Here is a 19,916-nt window from a genome sequence, read left to right as displayed (position 1 = left end):
GATTAATTTTTTAGTGTTTCTTTAATTTTATAATTTGTTGTTGCCCATCATAATCCACCTCTTGGCCTTTTGCATTGTAATCAAAAGCTTTAGGAGTATTTTTACTTACCGGAACCACTATAAATTTTCGGTTTTTTAACATGCCATTAAACGAACCTTGGCGTTCGCCAATAGTTAGCGTAGCATCTGCTTCGTTATATTGAAAAGAAATGGTGGCATGAGCGCCTTCTTCATAATTATAATTTGTGCCTTCATCTTCATATAGTTCAAAATTCCCATCTTTACCCTGGTACACATAAAGCACTATGGTATCTGCTAATTTTTCATCGGTATATTGAATTTCTGGACCTATTGGGATGATGGCCCCTTCAGGAATAAATAAAGGAATTTTCTCGTAGGGTGCTTCGACATTTGCTGTTTGTCCGCCTTCAATAAAATCGCCTGAATAGAAATTGTACCAACCTTTTCCTTTCGGAAAATAAACTTCTCGATTTGTAGCTTCATATTTATAAACGGGACAAACCATTAATGAAGGTCCGAACATAAATTGATCACTTATGTTTTCAACGTCTCTATCATTTGAAAAATCCATAACTAAGGGACGCATAATGGTGTAATCATCAAAATAAGTCTTACCAGCCAAGGTATAGATGTACGGCATTAACCTGTAACGCAATTGGTTATAATATAAAATAGACGTGTATGCAGGATGGCCTTGAGGTGCAATATTCCAAGGTTCGCGAAATGGAAATTGCCCGTGCGATCTGTACAAAGGCGCAAAAGCTCCAAACTGATGCCAACGTGCATTTAATTCTCTCCATTCTTTATAATCGGCATTCTCTTTACCATCTTTATCGTAGGCAAGTTGTCCTGCTACAAAACGATCTTCTACACAGAAACCACCTATATCCATGGTCCAATATGGAATTCCACTCACTGCAAAGTTTAAACCTGCTGAAATTTGAGCTTTCATATCTTCCCATCGTGTGGCAATATCGCCACTCCACGTTGCTGTTGAATAACGTTGTATCCCTGCAAACCCTGAACGGGTTAATAAAAACACACGCTTATTTGGTGCTACATTGCGTTGCCCTTCATAAATAGCCTCGGCATTCATTAAAGCATAGGTGTTAAAAAATTCGGTAGATGATCCTAGAGCTGTAGGTCCTTGAAGCGATTTACGATAATCCATATCGGTACAATCCAAAACATTTGGTTCGCTTGCATCCATCCACCAAGCATCAACGCCTATGGGATATAAATTATCATACATTTGTTTCCAGAATAATTTTCGAGCACCACTTGAATACGCATCGTAAAAAGAACCAACGTAACCAGGCCCTACCCAATCACGAATACTATCTTTTATGGCCTGTTGATACATCCAACCTTTTTCATCAAAGGCTTTAAAATGAGCTGTTGTTTTATAAAATTTTGGCCAAACTGAAATCATCATTTTTGCATGCATGGCATGAATAGAATCGACCATACCTTTTGGATCTGGAAAACGTTTGGCATCAAACTCATGACTTCCCCAAGCGTCTTCTTCCCAATAATTCCAATCTAGCACGATGTTGTCAATTGCAATGTCACGTTCTCTAAATTCTTTTAAATTGCTTAAAATTTCATCTTCGGTTTTATAACGCTCGCGACTTTGCCAATAGCCCATTGCCCATTTTGGCATGATTTGAGATTTTCCAGTTAGGGTACGATAGCCCTTAATTACCTCGTCCATAGAGTTACCATGAACAAAATAGTAATCCATTTTTTTATTCATTTCGCTCCACCAAACTTGATTATTTTTCTCTTCAGCAGCTTGAGGTGTTCTTGCTCTAAGTCCGCAATAGGATGTCCCGCCATTTGGTTTCCATTCTATTCGCAAAGGCACACGCTTTCCAGCTTCTAAATCCATAGAAAATTTATAGCTGTTTGGGTTCCAAGCTGTTCTCCAGCGTTCTGGTACCACTAATTCGTTATTTAAATACACTTTAACATAGCCTGCATAGTATAAAATGAAATTAAATGCCCCTGTTTCCGATGCTTCGATAGCGCCTTCATAAGTAACCTCAGCATTTTTTAAAGGAAAATTTTCTGGTAAACTTTTAATGCTTTCTTTGTCTTCAAAGAAAATAGAAGATTCTGTGCGTACTAAATTTACATTTCCGTTTTCGGGAGCAGAATAGGTTCCTGTTAAACCATTAGCCTCGCCATTTTTATCATACAAGGTAAACACCTCATTTAGTTGCTGATAAGGACGACTATCTCCAAAACGACTTAAAGAATAACTATCCCATAAGAGTCCGTAATTTTTATTTGAAACGATAAAAGGCACAGATACTTTGGTGTTGTATTGAAACAATTCTTCGCTTTTACCTTTATAATTAAACTCATCTGATTGATGCTGGCCTAAACCATAGAATGCTTCATCTTCTGGCGATTCAAAAATTTGACGCACGGTATACCCTTTAGTGCCTTCAACCGTTATTGGAGTGAATGTTTTACCACCACCCTGTTTTTCAGCTAAAATTAACTTTCCTGCTTTGTCTTTGAATTTAATCCCACCATCTTTTAAAGACACGAGTACTTTTAATGTTTCTGTGCTTAAAGTGATGGAATCGCCTACTTCGGATACCTTAAAAGGCACCGTTTTTAAATTAGGAACAATAATTAAACTAGAATCTTTAGGAAATTCGTTATCTGGCGAAGCCGATACGTGAATGAGGTCGTTGCCTAAAACTTGTAATCGCAACTTATTTACTTTGCCAGTGGTCGTTTGATTTATGTTTACTAAAATGCCGTCATGTGTCTTTTCAAAATGTTTAGAAGCACAAGAACTCATTAGAATTCCAGCACATAAACCGAGAAAAATTATCGTTTTTTTCATTTCGTGTTAATTAGTTTTTTAATGTAGTTCGCCCGGTTTGAGTAAAAACTGAAATAATACCCAAGACAAGCTATCATGGTGTTTTTATTTGGGGTGATAATGCAATTACCTATCAATATTCAAAATATATCATGGTAACCCTAGTAGTATTTTAGCTAATACTTGTATAAATTTTTCAAAGTTTGGCCAAACCAATCTATATCTAATTGTCCTTTTGTATGGAATAAAAATCACTGCGCAAAAACCTATTGCACAGTGATTTAAACTTTAACCACTATACCAATTTACTAAATTTATACTGCTTGTTAGTTAACCACAACACTATCGATAGTTGCGGTTACGGCTGTTATGTCTGTAATATCTGTTGCCATACCAACAACATCAATAACAAATACAACCACACCATCTGCAGCGGTACCAGGAGCGTATTTAACCGTATATGTACCATCGCCATTTACAGTAATTACGTCTCCATTACCATTTGGATTCCAATCGGCATCTGCATAATACATTGAAGTATTATAAGTCCCTACGGCGCCACTATTTAATGTAATACCGTTTAATGTGAACGTTACTTCGATGGAGTTACTGAAAGCTAAATCGGCTTTATTTAGACCAGAATCTGCTGCTGTAGAACCATATTCGTTATATAATTCTAAACGCAAATTCCCATTACCTTCAAGGTCTCCAATAACTAATTTAGAAGTATCGAAAGTGATTTCGGTACCACTACTCCCGCCGCCACCTGCAGAACCACCGCCTCCAGATACGTTGTTGTTAATTACGTAATGAAACGCAAACCATTCATCTTTTGCAGCATCGTAACTCGTACCAAACCATAAGCCTGTGGTTTCAAAAGTTTCTGAAACCGCCTTAATTACCGTAAAACTGCTAGTTGTTGGACTCATGAAATGCCCTGGGTTTGCTATAAGCATAGCACTATCATTTAAAAAGACTTCGTTAGTGGCTTCATCAATGGTAAATGTTCCTGTACTTTCTACTCCATTTTCATTTTTATAATAGTTTTGCAAACCTCCGTATTGATCAAATCGTATCCAAGAATTATCTGCAATGCTGGTCCAAGTATCATTCCATCCCCAATTGTAAGAAGAACTTGCTGATGTTGTCCAGCCAATACCTCCTGCTAACCAATCTACAGGGTTTCCGTTACCATCTAATTTCCAAAAACGCCCAGCTGCTGGTCCACCTGTAAGTATTTGTAATAGTTCTCCTGAAGCAAAAGTTGGTTCGAATCCTTCATCTTGTTCTGGAATAATCTCTTCTGGCACCCAATTATCGCTGTATTCTTTTGTAATAAAATTAAATACTAAGGTGGCAGGACCATCACAACTATCTTTTCTTAGTACTCCTAATTGTAAGCTGTTTTCTGTTATTGAAAACACTTTCATAATCCCCCAATTATCTACACAAGCATCATTCTCATTGGTATGTAAAATGGTGGCATTTGAGGTTGTTAAAGTTTTAGCATCGATATCTAAAAAATACGTTCCCGATTCTTCACCATAGCTAGGAATCATTAAATGGTTGGTTGTTAAGAAAGGGCCACCATCAAGACTAAACGTCATGGTACCGTAATCCCCCTGAGTAGCAATCCATTGGTTTCCTTTCCAATCTGGGCTCCAATTCCAACAATCATCACCGTAGCAGCCTGTGTCTCCACCTTCCCACGCTTCACCGCCTTCTAGCCAAGCGTTATCTGTACCATAAAAATACATAGGCCCTGCGAAATATTTAGAATCGCCATTTGCATCTAAATCTAATAACCAAGTTTTAGAGTTTCCAACACCGCCTGAAAGTAAATTCCATAAGGGATCATCAACATAACTTAAATTATCATCAGTAACCGTAATTGTTACGGGGTCTAATTCTACAAGTCCGCCAGCGGTTACAGCTGTTATCTTAATGGTGTAATCGCCTTTAAAAGCATACTTTACCGTTTCTTTTGCTTTATTAGATTTACCTGTAACATAATCCCAAGTTAAGGTTACGCCTGGGGTATTATTAGTCATAATTACCGTATTACCTCCAGGATCTGTGGTGAAATCTTGAACTATATCAAAATCGATATCAGATTTATCTAAGGTTTTTCCTAAGGAATGATTTTCTGGATCACATGATGCGACTAAAGAAACAATTCCTAACATCAGAAATGATGCTATTAATATTTTAATATTTTTCATTTTTAATGAATTTAGTTTAGTTAAAAATTACCAACCGTTATTTTGCTTTAAAACGCCATCAGACAAAGTAATTTGTGTGTTTGGAATTTGCTGCAATCCTTTGGTTGTAGTTATATTATTTGCAGAAATTGTTTTAGTTTCTGCAACACCACCGCTTAAAAGCGTTGTTGTCTCGGCAATTGTTGCTGCTGCTGTATCTACACCTTGACGTAACAGATCGTAAAATCTAACCCCTTCTAATGCAAATTCTAAATGACGTTCTTCCATGATATTTGCTTGTGTAACTGCTTTAGAAACAAAATTTGCTTGGTAAGCACGCTGTCTAACCTGATCGAAATAAGATTGAGCGCTAGGGCTTCCAAGTTCGGCAGCCATTAAAAGCACATCGGCATATCTTAAAACCACATAATCTTGAAATTGATTGATTTGAAAATCGGTAACATCAAATTGATTTACTGCAGATACTGTGTTGCCATCTTCGTCTAACATAGACATGGGTGCATACTTTTTATTGTAATAGCCAGTGTATTCTCTTTGGTTATCTATTTTATCAAAAGGAATGCTTTCATCATCAACCGAAATTATTGTAGCCGATTGTCTGCTATCATTAGCATCATAAGCATCCCAAAGTTTCGAGTTTACTGTTACACCCCAACCATTTCCGTAAGGTAAATATGAAAATTCACGCATACCAAATAGTACTAGCCAATGGTTACCATCGGTATTTCCGTTATAGTCACTGGTATATGTGTATTTTATAGAGAAGACGGTTTCTTTATTATTTTCTCCTGAATATTCAACTCCTGAATAGGCCGATGACACTGGCCATAACGAGGCGAAATCATCTACCAGTCCATGTCCACTAGAGCTGATAACATCTTCTAAATGTGCTAAAGCTTCGGTTTTTGTAACTACGCCAGCCAAATCTGAAGCGCCATAATAGCCTGTATAATATAAATATACACGACCAAGCAATGATTTTGCAGCCCATTTGGTTACGCGACCATTATCAACAGTATGGTATGCTGAATTTGGTAAATTGTTTGAAGCAAATTGTAAATCTTCAGCAATTACTTTATAAACATCCTCTGGGGATGCTTGTGGAATATTATCTGTAGATGGTTCTGTTAACAAGGGAATATTACCCCATAACCTTACCATTTCAAAATAAATGTATGCTCTAATAAATCTGGTTTCAGATTCGTAAGTATTTCTTAGAGCAGTATCGCTACCCCAATCAATTTGATCCATTTTCTGCAATAAGACGTTACAGCGGTAAATGGCCTTATAATATGCAACCCAATTATCGTTAAATAAATCTACAAAACTAGGTGCTCTAGAAATGTCAAACTCATCTAAAGCTGCATAATTATAAGCATCGGCACTTCCTGTACCACCAAAGCAATCGTCTGAGAAAACTTCGGTTGCCACTGGTAGTCCAATTCCTGAAGCGCCTGTAGCAACTTGTAAACCATCATAACACCCAACTAAAGCTGTAAAGGCATCGTCTGGTGTGGTATAAAAGTTAGATTCTGTTAATTCGGTGTATGGCTCTGTATCTAAACTGCAAGAATTTAGAGCCCATACTGCTAATAACATGATATATATATGTGTATTTTTCATTTTCAGTATTTTAAAGTTTAACGTTTAATCCCATCATGAGTGTTCTTGGTCTAGGATAATAACCAACATCGACACCTGATGATGTACCACCAGTTCCAAAGCCTACTTCAGGATCCATACCGTCATATTTCGTAAACGTATATAGATTTAAAACCGACACATAAACCCTTAATTCTTTAGCAAACAAAGGTTTGCTTGTTCTAAGTTTAGCTAAATCCAATCCTAAAGTAAAATTGTTAATTCTTAAAAAGTCTCCATCTTGAATATAGAGGTCTGAAAATCCAGCATAATTTCTACCATCTTCGGTAACTCGAGGTACTGTGTTTGACGAACCTGCACCCGTCCAGCGGTCTAGAATAGCCGATGTGTAATTATCAAACGCTCCTGGATTTCTATACGATTGAACCAGTTGATTTCCAGCTACACCATTAGCAGAGATAGAAAAATCGAATGCTTTATAATTTGCTGAAAACGAAAAACCATAAGTGAAATCTGGATTAGGATCGCCAATCATTTTTTTATCGGCATCACTTATTTTTCCATCATCATTTATGTCTCTGTAAATAATATCGCCAGGTGCTGCGTTTGGCTGTACACCATAGTCGTTTATTTCTTGCTGTGTTTGAAAGACACCAGCTGTTTCATACCCCCAGAAGTACCATAAAGGAAAACCATCTTGCGATCTATAAAACTCGGGGGCATTATCATATAATTGGTTTGTTTCGCCATGAATAATACCATCTGATGTAGGAATTTTTCCAACGATATTCTCGTTATATGCTCCGTTAGCTGAAATGTTATAATTGAAGTCTCCTATACGGTTGCTATAACTTAGCGCTAATTCTACTCCTGTATTTTCAACATTACCTCCATTTATAAAAGGCGCATCGGCTCCGGCAGTCGCTAATATTGGCGCAACAATTAACCAATCCTTGTTGGTTTTTTTATACCAATCAAAGTTAATATTTAGGGTGTTGTTAAAAACTCTAGCATCAAAACCGATATTGATTTGCTCTGAAGTTTCCCATTTTAAATCTGGGTTTGGTAATCGGTTAGGGTAAGCTCCAGGCGTTAAGATACCTTCTTCATTACCAAAAATATAATTGGTTGTAGCGGTTTGAATTGGTGCTAAAAATTGAAAAGCCCCTACATTTTGGTTTCCAACTTGCCCCCAACTCGCTCTTATTTTAAAGAAATTTAGGGTGTTGGAATCGCTTAAAAAGCTTTCATTAGAAACAACCCATCCTCCTGATATTGAAGGGAAATAACCCCATTGGTTATCTGGATGAAAGTTTGAAGAACCATCGGCTCTAAACGTTGCATTGATTAAATATTTTTCTTTGAAGTTGTAATTTAATCTTCCGAAATAAGACATTCTTTTATTTTCAGATTTTCCGCCACCAACATTCATTAATGGTGCGCCCAAACTGTTTGTAGTATTATCTAGCCATGCATAATTTAATCCGCCAAGAACATTATCCACATTAGAACCCGAAATATAAGTCCCATCATAATTAATTGACGATGTACCAAGCATGGTTTCAAAATGATGATTTTCAGCAACATCAAACTTGTAGGTTAAAAGGTTATCCCAAGTGATGGTTTTACCTTTATTCATACTTTGGTTGGTGTTATCTTGTTTTCTAAACGAGTAAATAGATAACTCATAAACAGGACTATAAGAATGCCCTTCTCCGGCATAATAATCCAAACCTAAAGTCGTTTTAAAAGTTAAGTTTTTAATAGGCTCTACTTGTAAGTATACATTACCTAAAAGCTTTTGGTTATTGCTTTCGTTTTGGTTGTTGTAAACCATCTCGGCATAAGGGTTTGAGCGCCCAGACAACCAAGGTTCACTATCTGGAAATGTATTATAATAATTCCCATCACTATCATACATAGGCAATAACGGACTTACTGTAAAAGCGCTTCGCAAGGAGTTATTATATTGATTTCCAACGCCAATACCGTTTTTATTGATGTAGGCAAAACTTAAATTTTCACCAAATGTAACTACGTCGTTATATAATTTATGCTCTGAATTAAATCTGAAATTATAACGTTCGTAGTTTGATAAATCTTGACCACCAACAACACCGCCCTGCTCAAAATATGATAATGATGAAGAGTAAACCGAGTTTTCTCCCCCTCCTGTTACACCAATCGAGTAGTTTTGGGTAGGTGCATTATCTACAAACATTTCGTCCATCCAATTGGTTCCTTCACCTAAATTTGCAATTTCAGCATTTGAAAAATATGGGTTCTTACCAGAATTCATGGCGGCTTCGTTAACCATAACTGCATATTCCTTGGCGTTTAACAAATCGGCTTTTCGGTTTACAGATTGAAGTCCGTAAAACTGATCGAAGGTTATTTGTGCCGAAGTCCCTCTTTTACCCTTTTTTGTGGTTACCAAAATAACCCCGTTTGAGGCTTGAGAGCCATAAATTGCAGCCGAAGCCGCGTCTTTTAAAATGGAAATAGATTCAATATCGGCATTATTTAAGTAAGTGATGTCGCCGGTTAAAATACCATCTACAACATATAAAGGACTACTTCCCGAAGTAGAGCCCACCCCACGAATAACTACATTTAAGCTTTCACCAGGTTGACCAGAAGTAGAAGTAATTTGCACCCCAGGCGATTGCCCTTGTAAGGCCTGAATTGCATTTCCTGTATTCATTTTAGTAAGGTCGTCGCCACTAACTTGCACACTAGCACCTGTTACTAAAGTCTTTTTTTGCGTACCGTAACCAATAACAACAACTTCATCTAAAGCCGCAGTATCTTCAATTAAGGTTATATTAAATTCTGTTTGCCCATTCACCATAATATCTTTAGTTGCAAACCCAACATAAGATATTTCTATAGTAGCTTTATCACTAAATACATATAGGTTAAATTTTCCATCAAAATCTGTTTGGGTACCATTTGTTGTATTTTTTTCAATAATATTTGCTCCAGGTAATGGCTGTCCGAAACTATCGGTAACAACACCCTTTATTGCCCAAGTTTGTATGTTAGCTGTCTTTATATTAGCCACACCACCCATGCTTTTTTGAGCGGAATCCTTTTCTTTTTTAATTAAGAAGATTTGCCTATCAATAATATTATAGGTTGTTTCTGTGTTTTGAAATACATTATTTAGGACATTTTTAATAGACTCTTTTTCAACATTTATAGAAATGTTTCTATCGAGATTCACATCATTTATTTTATAGAGAAATCGAAATTCTGTAGTGCTTTCAATTTTATCTATAAGTTGGTTGATGGTGACATTATTTAAGTTCAATGAAATTTTCACCTTTTGCGAATACGAATTATTAGCTTGTAAGGTAAAAAAGACAACAATTGTAAATAGAGCACTTAGCTTCATCTTTAAGTCGAATTTTAATAATGGTAGATGATGGCTTCTTGTCTTGTTAAGAAGTTTTTTCATACTTTTGAAGTGTTTTAATTGTGGTTATACGTTTAGTTTAATCACGTCTTATTTGAATCGGGAAATGCGTCACCATTTCTCGATTTTTTTTGTTCATTTTTAAAAATAAATAAACCTAAGACATGCTTTTTGTGGTTAAATAATGTTATGATTATTTCATAGGCAAAACATGTTTTATTAATTAATAATTATTTGATTATTTGATATTTGATAATCTATTTTATAAGTGATTTTGAAATATTCTAAAATCTTTTCAATAGGCTCGTCTCTAAAACTAGCATTAAACCTTTCGTTAGTTAAATCAACATTATTATTTATAATGGTGATGTTATAATGGCGTTCCATTTTTTTAAGAATATTACCAAAAGTGATGTTTCTAAATACCAATTCACCATCTATCCAAGAGGTATAAACATCTGTAATTACAGGTTTTGTATAAATTTCAGCAGTAGCTCTTTTATTTAAACTTCCCATAAAGCCTGGTTTTAAAACCACCTTATTTTGCCTATCTGTTGTCGTGAATAATTTCACCGATCCCTCGACTAAAACCACATCGTTTTCGGTGTCTTCTGGGTAACTACTAAAGTTAAATTGCGTTCCCAATACTTTAACACACAAAGCATCGGATTTTACTATAAATGGATGGTCTGTATCCTTAGCCACATCAAAATAAGCCTCCCCTTTTAGGAAAACTTTACGATTATGTCCTGCTAAAAATTTAACAGGATATTTTAATGAGGTTCCTGCGTTTAAATGCACATGAGTCCCGTCTGATAATAAAACTTCAAAACGTTTCCCATAAGGTACTTTTAAGGTATTGTAAACTAAGGTTTCATTCGCATCATCATTGCTATAAACAATTTGATTCCCATTTTGAGTTCCTATAATATTACCCTTAGAATCTCTTACTTCGGAAGTACCATCTTCTTTAATAATTTTAACAGCTCCGTTTTCTAGCTGAAGCGTAATATTCTCGACAGGATGTGTTAATAGAGGTTTACTATTAAAGTACCCTGTTTGGTATACATAAACAATTCCTAAACAAACAATAGCAATTGCCGCGTATTTTAAACTATTTAAAACTTTTAATCTTCTAAGCTTCTTGTTGTTGTTTGCTATTTTCTCTTCAAGATTTTTGTAAATCCTCTCGGTTTCTATCTGCTTATAAATCTCGAATTTATCTTGAATGTTATTCTTGTCTATAATTTTATTGTAAAGTGCTAAATGCTCTTTATCAGCTAACCAATGGTCCAGAATCACTTGTTGCTCTGCAGTAATTGTTTTTGTAATCGATTGTATTATCAATTGTGCAATTTGAAATTCTGATAGTTTATCGTGCATAACACTCAATTTAATAAAATGTGATTTAATTATTTTCGAATATGCTATTTATATAACATTTTCTTTGTCAATGTCTCAATATATCTATAGGACTGCAAAAAAGAAGTTTCGGGTGGAAAAAAAATGAAATAAAATTAAAAATATTATAAAATAGCCAATAATATTTGAAATAAAGGATAGTCTTTTAAATGAAACTTAAGAAGTTCTATAGCGCGTGCGCGTTGAGATTTCACGGTATTAATGCTTATTTGAAGATCCTCTGCGATGTCTTTATATTTTACGCCTTCCAAACATGATAATTCAAAAACTTTTCGGCATTTAGTTGGTAAATTTTCTAAAGCTTGAAACAAAACAGCATAGGTTTCTTCTTCTATAATGAATTGATCCTTTAAAGCTATCGCATCATGTTTCTTTAAATCTAAACGTATAAATTTCTTTTCTTTTTTAATATAATCTAAAGAACCATTACGAACCATAGTGTATAGATAAGACTTTAAATTATCTATTTTATCTAACTTGTCGCGTTTTTGCCAAAGCTTAAGCAAGGTGTTTTCAACAATTTCCTCGGCTGCATATTTGTCTTCAACGTATTGCAGTGAGAAGGCATAAAGTCTTTTAAAATATGTGTCGAAAATTAATTTAAATGCTTTTTTGTCTCCCTTTTTTAAGCGAGGTATAAAAGATTCTAAAGTTTCTTTTTCAATACTATTCAAAATTATTTTAAACTTAATTTATTGCAAAGTAATAAATTAATTGGCATGAAAATATTCTTGAAACAAAAAACTACAGATTCGGCTTACAATACAATCTTACAAATTATTATAACCCCGGCACTTCAATTAGAAAAAAAACAGTAGTTTTAACTTTAAATCAAAAGTCATGAAAAAAATTAATTACTTAATCCTTCTTCTTTTTGTAATTACATCCTGCAAAAGCAATGTAGACAAATCGAAAACAACTAGCAGCTCTACAACAGAAGTTGCCGAATTACAAATTTCAGATTCTATTAAAGCTGCATTAGACTCCATCGTTTTTAAAGTAGCACACACCAATGGCTGCAGAACGACTGCCGCTATTAAAGGTCCAAATACCGCTAGTTATTATAGTGGTTTTGACGGAAGAACGCACAAAAAAATTACCAATTTCGATGATTTGTATGAAATTGGCAGCATTACCAAAATGTTTACTGCGACTTCTATACTACAGCTTATTGAAAAAAATAAACTTAGCTTAGACACCCCTTTAACATCAATTTTACCAAATGCTAGTTTACAAAAAGACTTAATAGTTATTGATGGTAAAAACTACATCGATTCTATTAAAGTGATTAATTTACTAAATCACACTGCGGGTTTACCTGACTATTTTTTAGATGATGAATTAAAAGAGCTTGAAATTCATAGCGATCCAGCATTAGTTTTTACGAATGAAGATTTGATAGCCTTGGCTAAAGCAAACCCAGACCAAAAACTATTTATTCCAGGTACAAGCTTTAGGTATTGCAACTTGAATTACATATTATTAGCGATGATAATTGAAAAATTATCGAAACAAACCTATCAAGAATACGCTAAAGAACATATTATAGAGCCTTTAAAATTAGAACATACCTTCTATGGTTCTTTATACCCAACAGATAAAAGACCGAAAGGCCATTATAAAGATAAAGAGGTTTTATTGCCTTTTACTTATGCAGGAGCAGCAGGCGAAATTTTATCTACTTTAGATGATACGCAAACTTTTATTGCCGCTTGGAACAAAGGTTTATTGTTTAAAGATCCTAAAACTTTAAAATCTATAAAAACAGAATATTTTAATGATATGGTTCCTGGTGTTGTTAAATACGGTGCTGGAGTTATTAATCTGTTAGACTTATCTTATGGTCATGGCGGAGAAACATTTGGATACCAGTCTTATCTTGGTACTATGATTTCGAACGACTATACTTTTGCAATTTCTATAGATGACGCTACCGTTTCGGGATGGTATCCTGCGATTGAAACTTCGCAACTTTTAAAAACTATAGAATAGTATTGGGCTTGGCTGTTTATTTTTTACTATTGATAGTAAACACCCTATAATCCCCCTTTAGAGGATATTCTTAACCAAGAATGATTCGGATTTTGAAAAAAAACAAAAGGCTAAAACATAAAATGTTTTAGCCTTTTGTATAAAAAGTATTTTGTGTTTTTTACAAACTCTGTTTTATTGCTGCTACCATTTTAGCGGCACGGTCTTTTACCTCGGCTTCGGTCCATGATAATTTTATAAGACAAGAAATGTTTCTTGAAATGTAATGATCTGATTTTTCGAAGGTTTTGGTTTGAAGGTATTCCAGTCCTTTTTTTACTTCTTCAGTTATTGGGAATAATGATTTTAAATCTTTTAAATGATCCCATTTGCGTATATAATGCCAGTTGTTATCGAAATAATTCCAACAAGCATCTACCCCATTTTGCTGAAACTCTTTAATAACACCTCTAGTAGTTTCTGCATCTGGTAAAAAGAAATTAAAAAAAGCATAGCTTTCTTCGCCGCCTTCGGGAACGGTTCTAAAGGTAACTTCTGGAATTTCTGAAAGGGCTTCTTTTAAAATGCTAAAATTCTTTTTTTGAAGTGCTATAAATTCTGGCAGTCGTTTTACTTGTGCCAATCCTACGGCGGCATGTAATTCTGATATTCTGAAATTATAGCCTAAAAACGGATGGGTTTCGGCGCCTCTATCATTCCCTACGTGGTCGTGACCATGATCGCTATAATGATCGGCGTTTAGGTAATATTCTTTATTATTAGTTACTACGGCACCACCTTCGCCGCAGGTTATGGTTTTTACAAAATCGAATGAAAAACAGCCTAAATCGCCAATGCTTCCTAAAGGTTTTCCGTTGAAAGTACCACCAATGGCTTGGCAAGCGTCTTCTACTAGTAACAAATTATTTTCTTTACAAATGTCTTGTAAGGCTGTCATATTTGCCATGCTTCCGCACATTTGCACAACCATTACGGCTTTGGTTTTTGGTGTTATTGCTGCTTTTACAGCTTCGGGGTTAAGCCCTAAGGTATCGTCGATATCGACAAGCACAGGAATGGCGCCAAGTAACATAATGGCTTCGAAACTTGCTACGAAGGTAAATGTTGGCATAATAACCTCGTCGCCCGCCCCTACACCTGCTGAAGCTAATGCTACAGATACGGCTGCTGTTCCTGAGGATACAAGCTGTACGTGATTAGCTTGAAAGGTGTTTTGTAATGCTGATTCTAATTCTTTTGATTTCCAATGGCCATTACGCATTCCATCGAAACCATAACGCATAAGTACACCGTTGTCTAAAACATCGTTTACTTCCTTGCGTTCTAAATCTCCAAATAATTCAAATCCTGGCATAATTTTATTTTTACTTAAACATTAATTTATGTTCTGCTTTGCGTTAGGGATTGAGGCTTTGTTGGAGCTCTTTTTGTGTGGCCTGCCTGCCGATAGGTAGGTTTGCTACACAAAAAAGCGACTGCCGAAAGCCCGACCCTTGTGGTAACGCCATTATTATTTATAGTTCTATGACGGCTTCGGCTAGGGGTTTTCTAACTTTTTTGAATCCGGAAAACATATCGTCGTCGGCGCGATAACCGATGGGTAATAGTAATACGGATTTTAAACCACGTTTGTCGAGTTCGAGAATTTGGTCGAAATCGCCTGGTAGAAAACCTTCCATGGGGCAGGAATCGATGCCCTCGACGGCACAAACGGTCATTAAATTTCCTAATGCGATGTAGGCTTGGTTGGTAGACCATTGTAAACGCTCGGCAACCGACATGTTGTGCATGGTTTTTATGAGGTCTTCGCGATAGGGATTTAGTATGTCGTTTGAGGTGTGGCGGATGCCTTGTATGTTTTTGTAATAGTTATTGATGTCGTCTGGACTAATGTCGTTTTGAATGCAAATTACCAACAAGTGCGAGGCATTAACTACTTGTTTTTGGTTGAATGCCGATTTTACTAAGGATTCGCGAATGGCTTGATCCTCGATAACCATGAGTTTTATGGTTTGTAAACCGAATGATGTTGCGGTTAAATTAAAGGCTTGCTTTATAATATCTAATTTCTCTGAGGAAAGCTTTTTAGTGGCATTGAATTTTTTTGTAGCATAACGCCATTTTAACTGCTTTATAATATCCATTAGTTGGTTTTGAGTTTTTGCAAAAATAAGGTATGCGTGTTTCTTTTTTACTACATTAATGGAAAAAAATAGCTGTTTTAGAGTGCTTAAAATTTATTTTAAAAAAAAGTGTTTTTTTATTTGACAGAACTGAAAAAGGTTTCTATATTTGCACCCGCATTCAGGGAATACCTGATGAGGCACTCAAGGAGAAATGGCAGAGTGGTCGAATGCGGCAGTCTTGAAAACTGTTGAGGGTCACACCTCCGGGGGTTCGAATCCCTCTTTCTCCGCAAAAACCTCGTAAGCTTTATGTTTACGAGGTTTTGTTTTTTTTAGTGAAATTGAATTGGGTGTTGTGCATTTTTAAGGAAATCAAGAACAAAATAAGAGTATATTTGCCGCAACCAAACCAAATTAAGTTGCAAACGAATCGTTTATATTTTATCGACGCCGTTAGAGCATTTGCTATTTTAATGATGCTTCAAGGGCATTTTATCGATACGCTGTTAGCGCCTATATATCGCGATACTAACAACTTAGCTTTCAACATTTGGACCTACTTTAGGGGTGTTACTGCGCCCATGTTTTTTACCATTTCTGGTTTGGTGTTTACTTACCTGCTTTCCCGTGCTTATGCAAAGGGCGATGATAAACTTAGAATAAAAAAAGGGGTATTTCGAGGGCTGCTTTTAATTGCCATTGGTTATAGTTTACGTATTAATATTTTTAGCTGGTTGTCTGGCTATTTTAATCCGTATTTTTTTGTGATCGATGTTTTACAGTGTATTGGATTATCGCTTATTTTTCTAGTTGGTTTACACATGCTTTTCAAAAAACACAGCTATCTATTTTCTACCGTTTTGTTTGTAATTGGCTGCATTTGTTTTATTAGCGAACCACTTTATAGAAACCTTACTTTAGAAAATGTTCCTAAATTTATTGCCAATTATATGACCAAAAGTAACGGTTCGGTGTTTACAATTTTACCTTGGTTTGGTTATTCGGCATTTGGTGCTTTTATATCCACTGTTTTTTTAAGACATGGCCATCGCGATCGTTTTAAAACTTTAACGATAATCAGTTTTTTTGCTGTTGGATTTTTTCTGATTTTTGGCTCGACATCCTTATTATTAAGCCTTTATGATATTTCAGGTATTCAACTTTTAGAACGTAGTGCCAACTACAATTACTTGTTTATCCGCTTGGGCGATGCCTTAATTATTTTCGGAATATTTTACAGTTTAGAACGCTTTTTAAAACAGTCGATTATTTCTAAAATAGGAGAAAAAACATTGTCTATTTATGTCATTCATTTTATTCTGCTTTACGGAAGTTTTATTGGCTTCGGATTAAAACGTTTTTTCAATAAAGCATTAACCCCTACCGAAGCTATAATTGGAGCCTTATTATTTATTTTAGTGGTTTGCTTTATTGCTTTTCATTATGCCAAAACCAATGCTTTTCTCTATAAACTAATTAGAAAAGTGATGGATAAAATCAAACCAAACGACTAATTCTTCATAAAACACCCCGAAATATAAAAGTTGTCGTTAAAAATTTCATTTTTTTTTATTGAACTAACAAAAGTCAGTTTTATTTTCATGTCCTGTCCTTAATTTTGAGTTTATAACCAAGTTAATCAACGCATTATGAATTCTAAATTATTCACCGTCATACTTATATTTATAGGACTAGCAACCTTTCCTTATCACCAATATGCTAACCAACATGAAACGCATTCTACTAAAAACCATAACAACAAAAAACATTGGAGTTACTCTGGAGAAACAGCTCCAGAAAATTGGTCTGAGATTGAAAAACAATCCGATTGCAATGGTACGCAACAGTCTCCTATAAACATCATTCATATAAATTCTGATTCCACTCATGTTAAAAATGAATTGCAGTTTGAGTATGCTCCTTCAACACTTATTAATGATGTTGAAAATAACGGCCATAGCATCCAGTTTGATTTTGAAATGGGCGATTATATCAACTACAAAAACGAGCGTTATTGCTTAAAACAAATTCATTTCCATGAGCCCTCTGAACATAAAATTGATGGTGTAACCTATCCGATTGAAATTCATTTTGTACATACCAATACTTCGGGAGAAATTACAGTTTTGGCTTTACTAGGTAAGGAAGGAAAAGAAAGTGAATTGTTCGAATTTCTTGAAAGTTTTCTGCCTTTAAAAGCAGGGGCCAAAAAAGAAATTCATCAAGAAATTGATTTGTCTAGTTTAAAGCTTGAAAACAGGCATTACTACTCGTATGGAGGCTCGTTAACCACACCACCTTGCTCCGAAAGTGTGAACTGGATTGTTTTTAAAGAACCCATTATTTTATCGGTAGATGAAGTTTTAAAACTTAAAAACAACATGCCTTTAAATAATTATAGAAACGAACAACCGCTTAATAATAGAATTGTGCATTATCATAATTAATACTGAAGTTGCTTAAATGTGTAATTGTTGAAGTGTTACATGGATTCATTAAAATGTCTATACAGGTTTAAATCCTGCATTACTATTCGGTTACAGAACTCCAGTTTTCGCCCGTTTTAATTCTATGAATTTGCATATCAGACACTCCAAAACGTTTTGCAATCATTTTAATTCGAGTTCGGTTGTTTTTTAATTGGCGTTTAATAATTTTTACTTTCCCTTCGGTTAATTTCCCTATATTTTTATTTCTTCGCTTCACAATGTCTTCCCATTTTGGGTTGTTAAATTGGTGAAGCTCTTTTTCTCTTTTGGTAGCCCATTTAAGGTTTTCAACACGATTATCGGTTTTGTCATAATTCAAATGAATCACACAAACGCCGTTATTTTTTTCCAGAAAATGTTCAGCAACAAGTTTGTGAACGTATCTGCTAGTCTGTTTTCCGTTCTTTTTTTGTTTAAGGGGTAAATTTTGGTATCCGTTTATAAAGTACTCTTTAACTAAAAATTCCTGATCTGTTTTACAGTTTAAAAGTCTACCGTAATTCGATATTTTAAATTTTTCTTTTTCGGAAATCTTGTCGTCAAATTCAATCGTTTTCCATTCCTCATTCCAATAATTTCGTATCATTCTCAATTTTATTTTTAAAATTTCAGGCATCGTTCATGCAATAGTACGTTTACTTCAAGTTGGGTGCAAATGAAATATACCAATTTTAACTGTTTTTTTAGAATTTTAAATGACTTAATCGCCAATTTATCAGATAGTTGTAATACATTACTTATGCTAATGTCTTAAATTTAATTCATCAATGCTTCTGGCTTTAAATGACAGATTCTGGCAAATCTTCAAAAGCAAACCATTTAAAAATTATAGATTTTAAATCTGCCACAATATCTTCAACTCCATAAAGGAAATCATCTGGATAACTTTCATGATTTAAATGAGTGACGTTTTGAATACTAAATCATCCTGATTTGGCTGATTTATGATTGCAAGGCAACTTAAGCAGTAAGGTCGCTATTACATTCATTTCAGTAAAGAATTGAAGTAATAACGACCTTATGATACACCTATTAGGCTTATTATTTGATGGCGCCAAATGCACCAAAACACATGTTTTTATGTAAAATTTCTGTTTGTTTAAAACCCACCTTTTTCATTAACTCTAATTGATAAGTCATGGATCGGGGTGAATCTTCTTTTTCAACATAATCAAGCACTTTTTTTCGGTATGCTTTACCATCTATAGCTTCTAAATAATCGCCATAACGCTCCCAGGTATAATCATTTACAGCAGGTGTTTCTTGAGTTATTAAATCTGAAATCATTAAACATCCGCCAGGTTTTAATAAACGAAATAATTTATCAAACGTAGATTCCCAGTCTTGATCATCTCTTAAATGATGCAAAACAGCACCAGCTAAAATAATATCAAAACTATTTTCTTTCAAATCAATCTCTCGAATATCGCCTTGAATGGTCGTTACTTGATTTTTCGTTTTTTCTGAAACCCTTTCCTTTGCTTTGTCAAGCATAGGTTTACTCAAATCAACTAAAGTACAATTAAGGTTGGCAATTTTAGTTAACATTTTTAAGCTATAATTGCCTGCACCACAACCAATGTCTAACAAACTTTCAGCATCAGGCTTTATGCGTTTTGAAGCTTCTGTTAAAAGTTCAAGAGAAATTTTAGCATCAATGGTGGCCACTTGCCCGGTGTCTAAATTTGAAAAACGTTCTACGTCATTGTCAAATCGTTCTCTAATTTCTTTAACTGTTGATTTGCTCATCATTTCTATATTTTATTTGATATTTCAAATCTA

The 19,916-nt window shown here is 34.8% G+C and carries 13 protein-coding genes and 1 tRNA gene; 4 read left to right on the top strand and 10 right to left on the bottom strand.

Annotated elements, in window-relative coordinates; all coding sequences use genetic code 11:
* Positions 1-10: 10 nt before the first annotated feature.
* From H6X70_RS14735 to H6X70_RS14710, 6 genes are all read right to left on the bottom strand, one after another.
* Positions 11-2,884, bottom strand: a complete 2,874-nt coding sequence (locus H6X70_RS14735; RefSeq protein ID WP_194768457.1) for a TIM-barrel domain-containing protein — start codon at positions 2,882-2,884, stop codon at positions 11-13.
* 305 nt (positions 2,885-3,189) lie between these two features.
* A complete protein-coding gene (locus H6X70_RS14730; protein WP_194768456.1) occupies positions 3,190-5,085 on the bottom strand; it encodes a hypothetical protein in 1,896 nt (631 codons plus the stop codon).
* A 27-nt stretch (positions 5,086-5,112) separates the two neighbouring features.
* Complete coding sequence (locus H6X70_RS14725; protein ID WP_194768455.1) at positions 5,113-6,708, bottom strand: RagB/SusD family nutrient uptake outer membrane protein; 1,596 nt, start codon at positions 6,706-6,708, stop codon at positions 5,113-5,115.
* A 10-nt stretch (positions 6,709-6,718) separates the two neighbouring features.
* Positions 6,719-10,147, bottom strand: a complete 3,429-nt coding sequence (locus tag H6X70_RS14720; RefSeq protein ID WP_228530388.1) for a TonB-dependent receptor — start codon at positions 10,145-10,147, stop codon at positions 6,719-6,721.
* A 177-nt stretch (positions 10,148-10,324) separates the two neighbouring features.
* Positions 10,325-11,488: a FecR family protein gene (locus tag H6X70_RS14715; protein WP_194768454.1), complete on the bottom strand. Its 1,164-nt coding sequence runs from the start codon at positions 11,486-11,488 to the stop codon at positions 10,325-10,327.
* 143 nt (positions 11,489-11,631) lie between these two features.
* Complete coding sequence (locus H6X70_RS14710; protein ID WP_194768453.1) at positions 11,632-12,201, bottom strand: RNA polymerase sigma factor; 570 nt, start codon at positions 12,199-12,201, stop codon at positions 11,632-11,634.
* Positions 12,202-12,367: 166 nt separating this feature from the next.
* Here H6X70_RS14710 and H6X70_RS14705 point away from each other — a divergent pair, with 166 nt between their 5' ends.
* Entirely contained in the window at positions 12,368-13,519 is a 1,152-nt protein-coding gene (locus H6X70_RS14705; RefSeq protein WP_194768452.1) for a serine hydrolase domain-containing protein, read from the top strand.
* A gap of 160 nt (positions 13,520-13,679) precedes the next feature.
* On the opposite strand, the gene H6X70_RS14700 is transcribed toward H6X70_RS14705, so the two are convergent.
* Both H6X70_RS14700 and H6X70_RS14695 read right to left on the bottom strand, forming a co-directional pair.
* A complete protein-coding gene (locus H6X70_RS14700) occupies positions 13,680-14,873 on the bottom strand; it encodes a DegT/DnrJ/EryC1/StrS family aminotransferase (protein WP_194768451.1) in 1,194 nt (397 codons plus the stop codon).
* 160 nt (positions 14,874-15,033) lie between these two features.
* On the bottom strand, positions 15,034-15,663 hold the full coding sequence (locus H6X70_RS14695) for an NAD(P)H-dependent oxidoreductase (protein WP_194768450.1): 630 nt from the start codon (positions 15,661-15,663) through the stop codon (positions 15,034-15,036).
* A 187-nt stretch (positions 15,664-15,850) separates the two neighbouring features.
* Here H6X70_RS14695 and H6X70_RS14690 point away from each other — a divergent pair.
* The 3 genes from H6X70_RS14690 (at position 15,851) to H6X70_RS14680 (ending at position 18,092) form a co-directional block, all read left to right on the top strand.
* Positions 15,851-15,935 (top strand) — tRNA-Ser (locus H6X70_RS14690).
* A 105-nt stretch (positions 15,936-16,040) separates the two neighbouring features.
* Positions 16,041-17,159 carry a heparan-alpha-glucosaminide N-acetyltransferase domain-containing protein gene (locus H6X70_RS14685; protein ID WP_228530387.1) on the top strand — a complete coding sequence of 373 codons (1,119 nt, stop codon included), beginning with the start codon at positions 16,041-16,043 and terminating at the stop codon, positions 17,157-17,159.
* A 135-nt stretch (positions 17,160-17,294) separates the two neighbouring features.
* Positions 17,295-18,092, top strand: coding sequence for a carbonic anhydrase (locus tag H6X70_RS14680; RefSeq protein WP_194768449.1), 798 nt, complete (start codon positions 17,295-17,297; stop codon positions 18,090-18,092).
* An 82-nt stretch (positions 18,093-18,174) separates the two neighbouring features.
* Here the strand turns inward: H6X70_RS14680 and H6X70_RS14675 are convergent, their stop codons facing one another.
* Together H6X70_RS14675 and H6X70_RS14670 are read right to left on the bottom strand one after the other, a co-directional pair.
* Positions 18,175-18,720, bottom strand: coding sequence for an HNH endonuclease (locus H6X70_RS14675; protein ID WP_194768448.1), 546 nt, complete (start codon positions 18,718-18,720; stop codon positions 18,175-18,177).
* 455 nt (positions 18,721-19,175) lie between these two features.
* The gene (locus tag H6X70_RS14670; protein WP_228530386.1) at positions 19,176-19,886 is read right to left on the bottom strand and encodes a class I SAM-dependent methyltransferase; all 711 of its coding nucleotides are present in this window, start codon (positions 19,884-19,886) and stop codon (positions 19,176-19,178) included.
* Between the last annotated feature and the right edge of the window lie 30 nt (positions 19,887-19,916).

The organism is Tamlana sp. I1 (assembly GCF_015355625.1).
Taxonomy (GTDB): domain Bacteria; phylum Bacteroidota; class Bacteroidia; order Flavobacteriales; family Flavobacteriaceae; genus Pseudotamlana.
The sequence above is the reverse complement of the archived record's forward strand: the minus strand, read 5'-3'. Positions and strand labels throughout refer to the sequence as shown.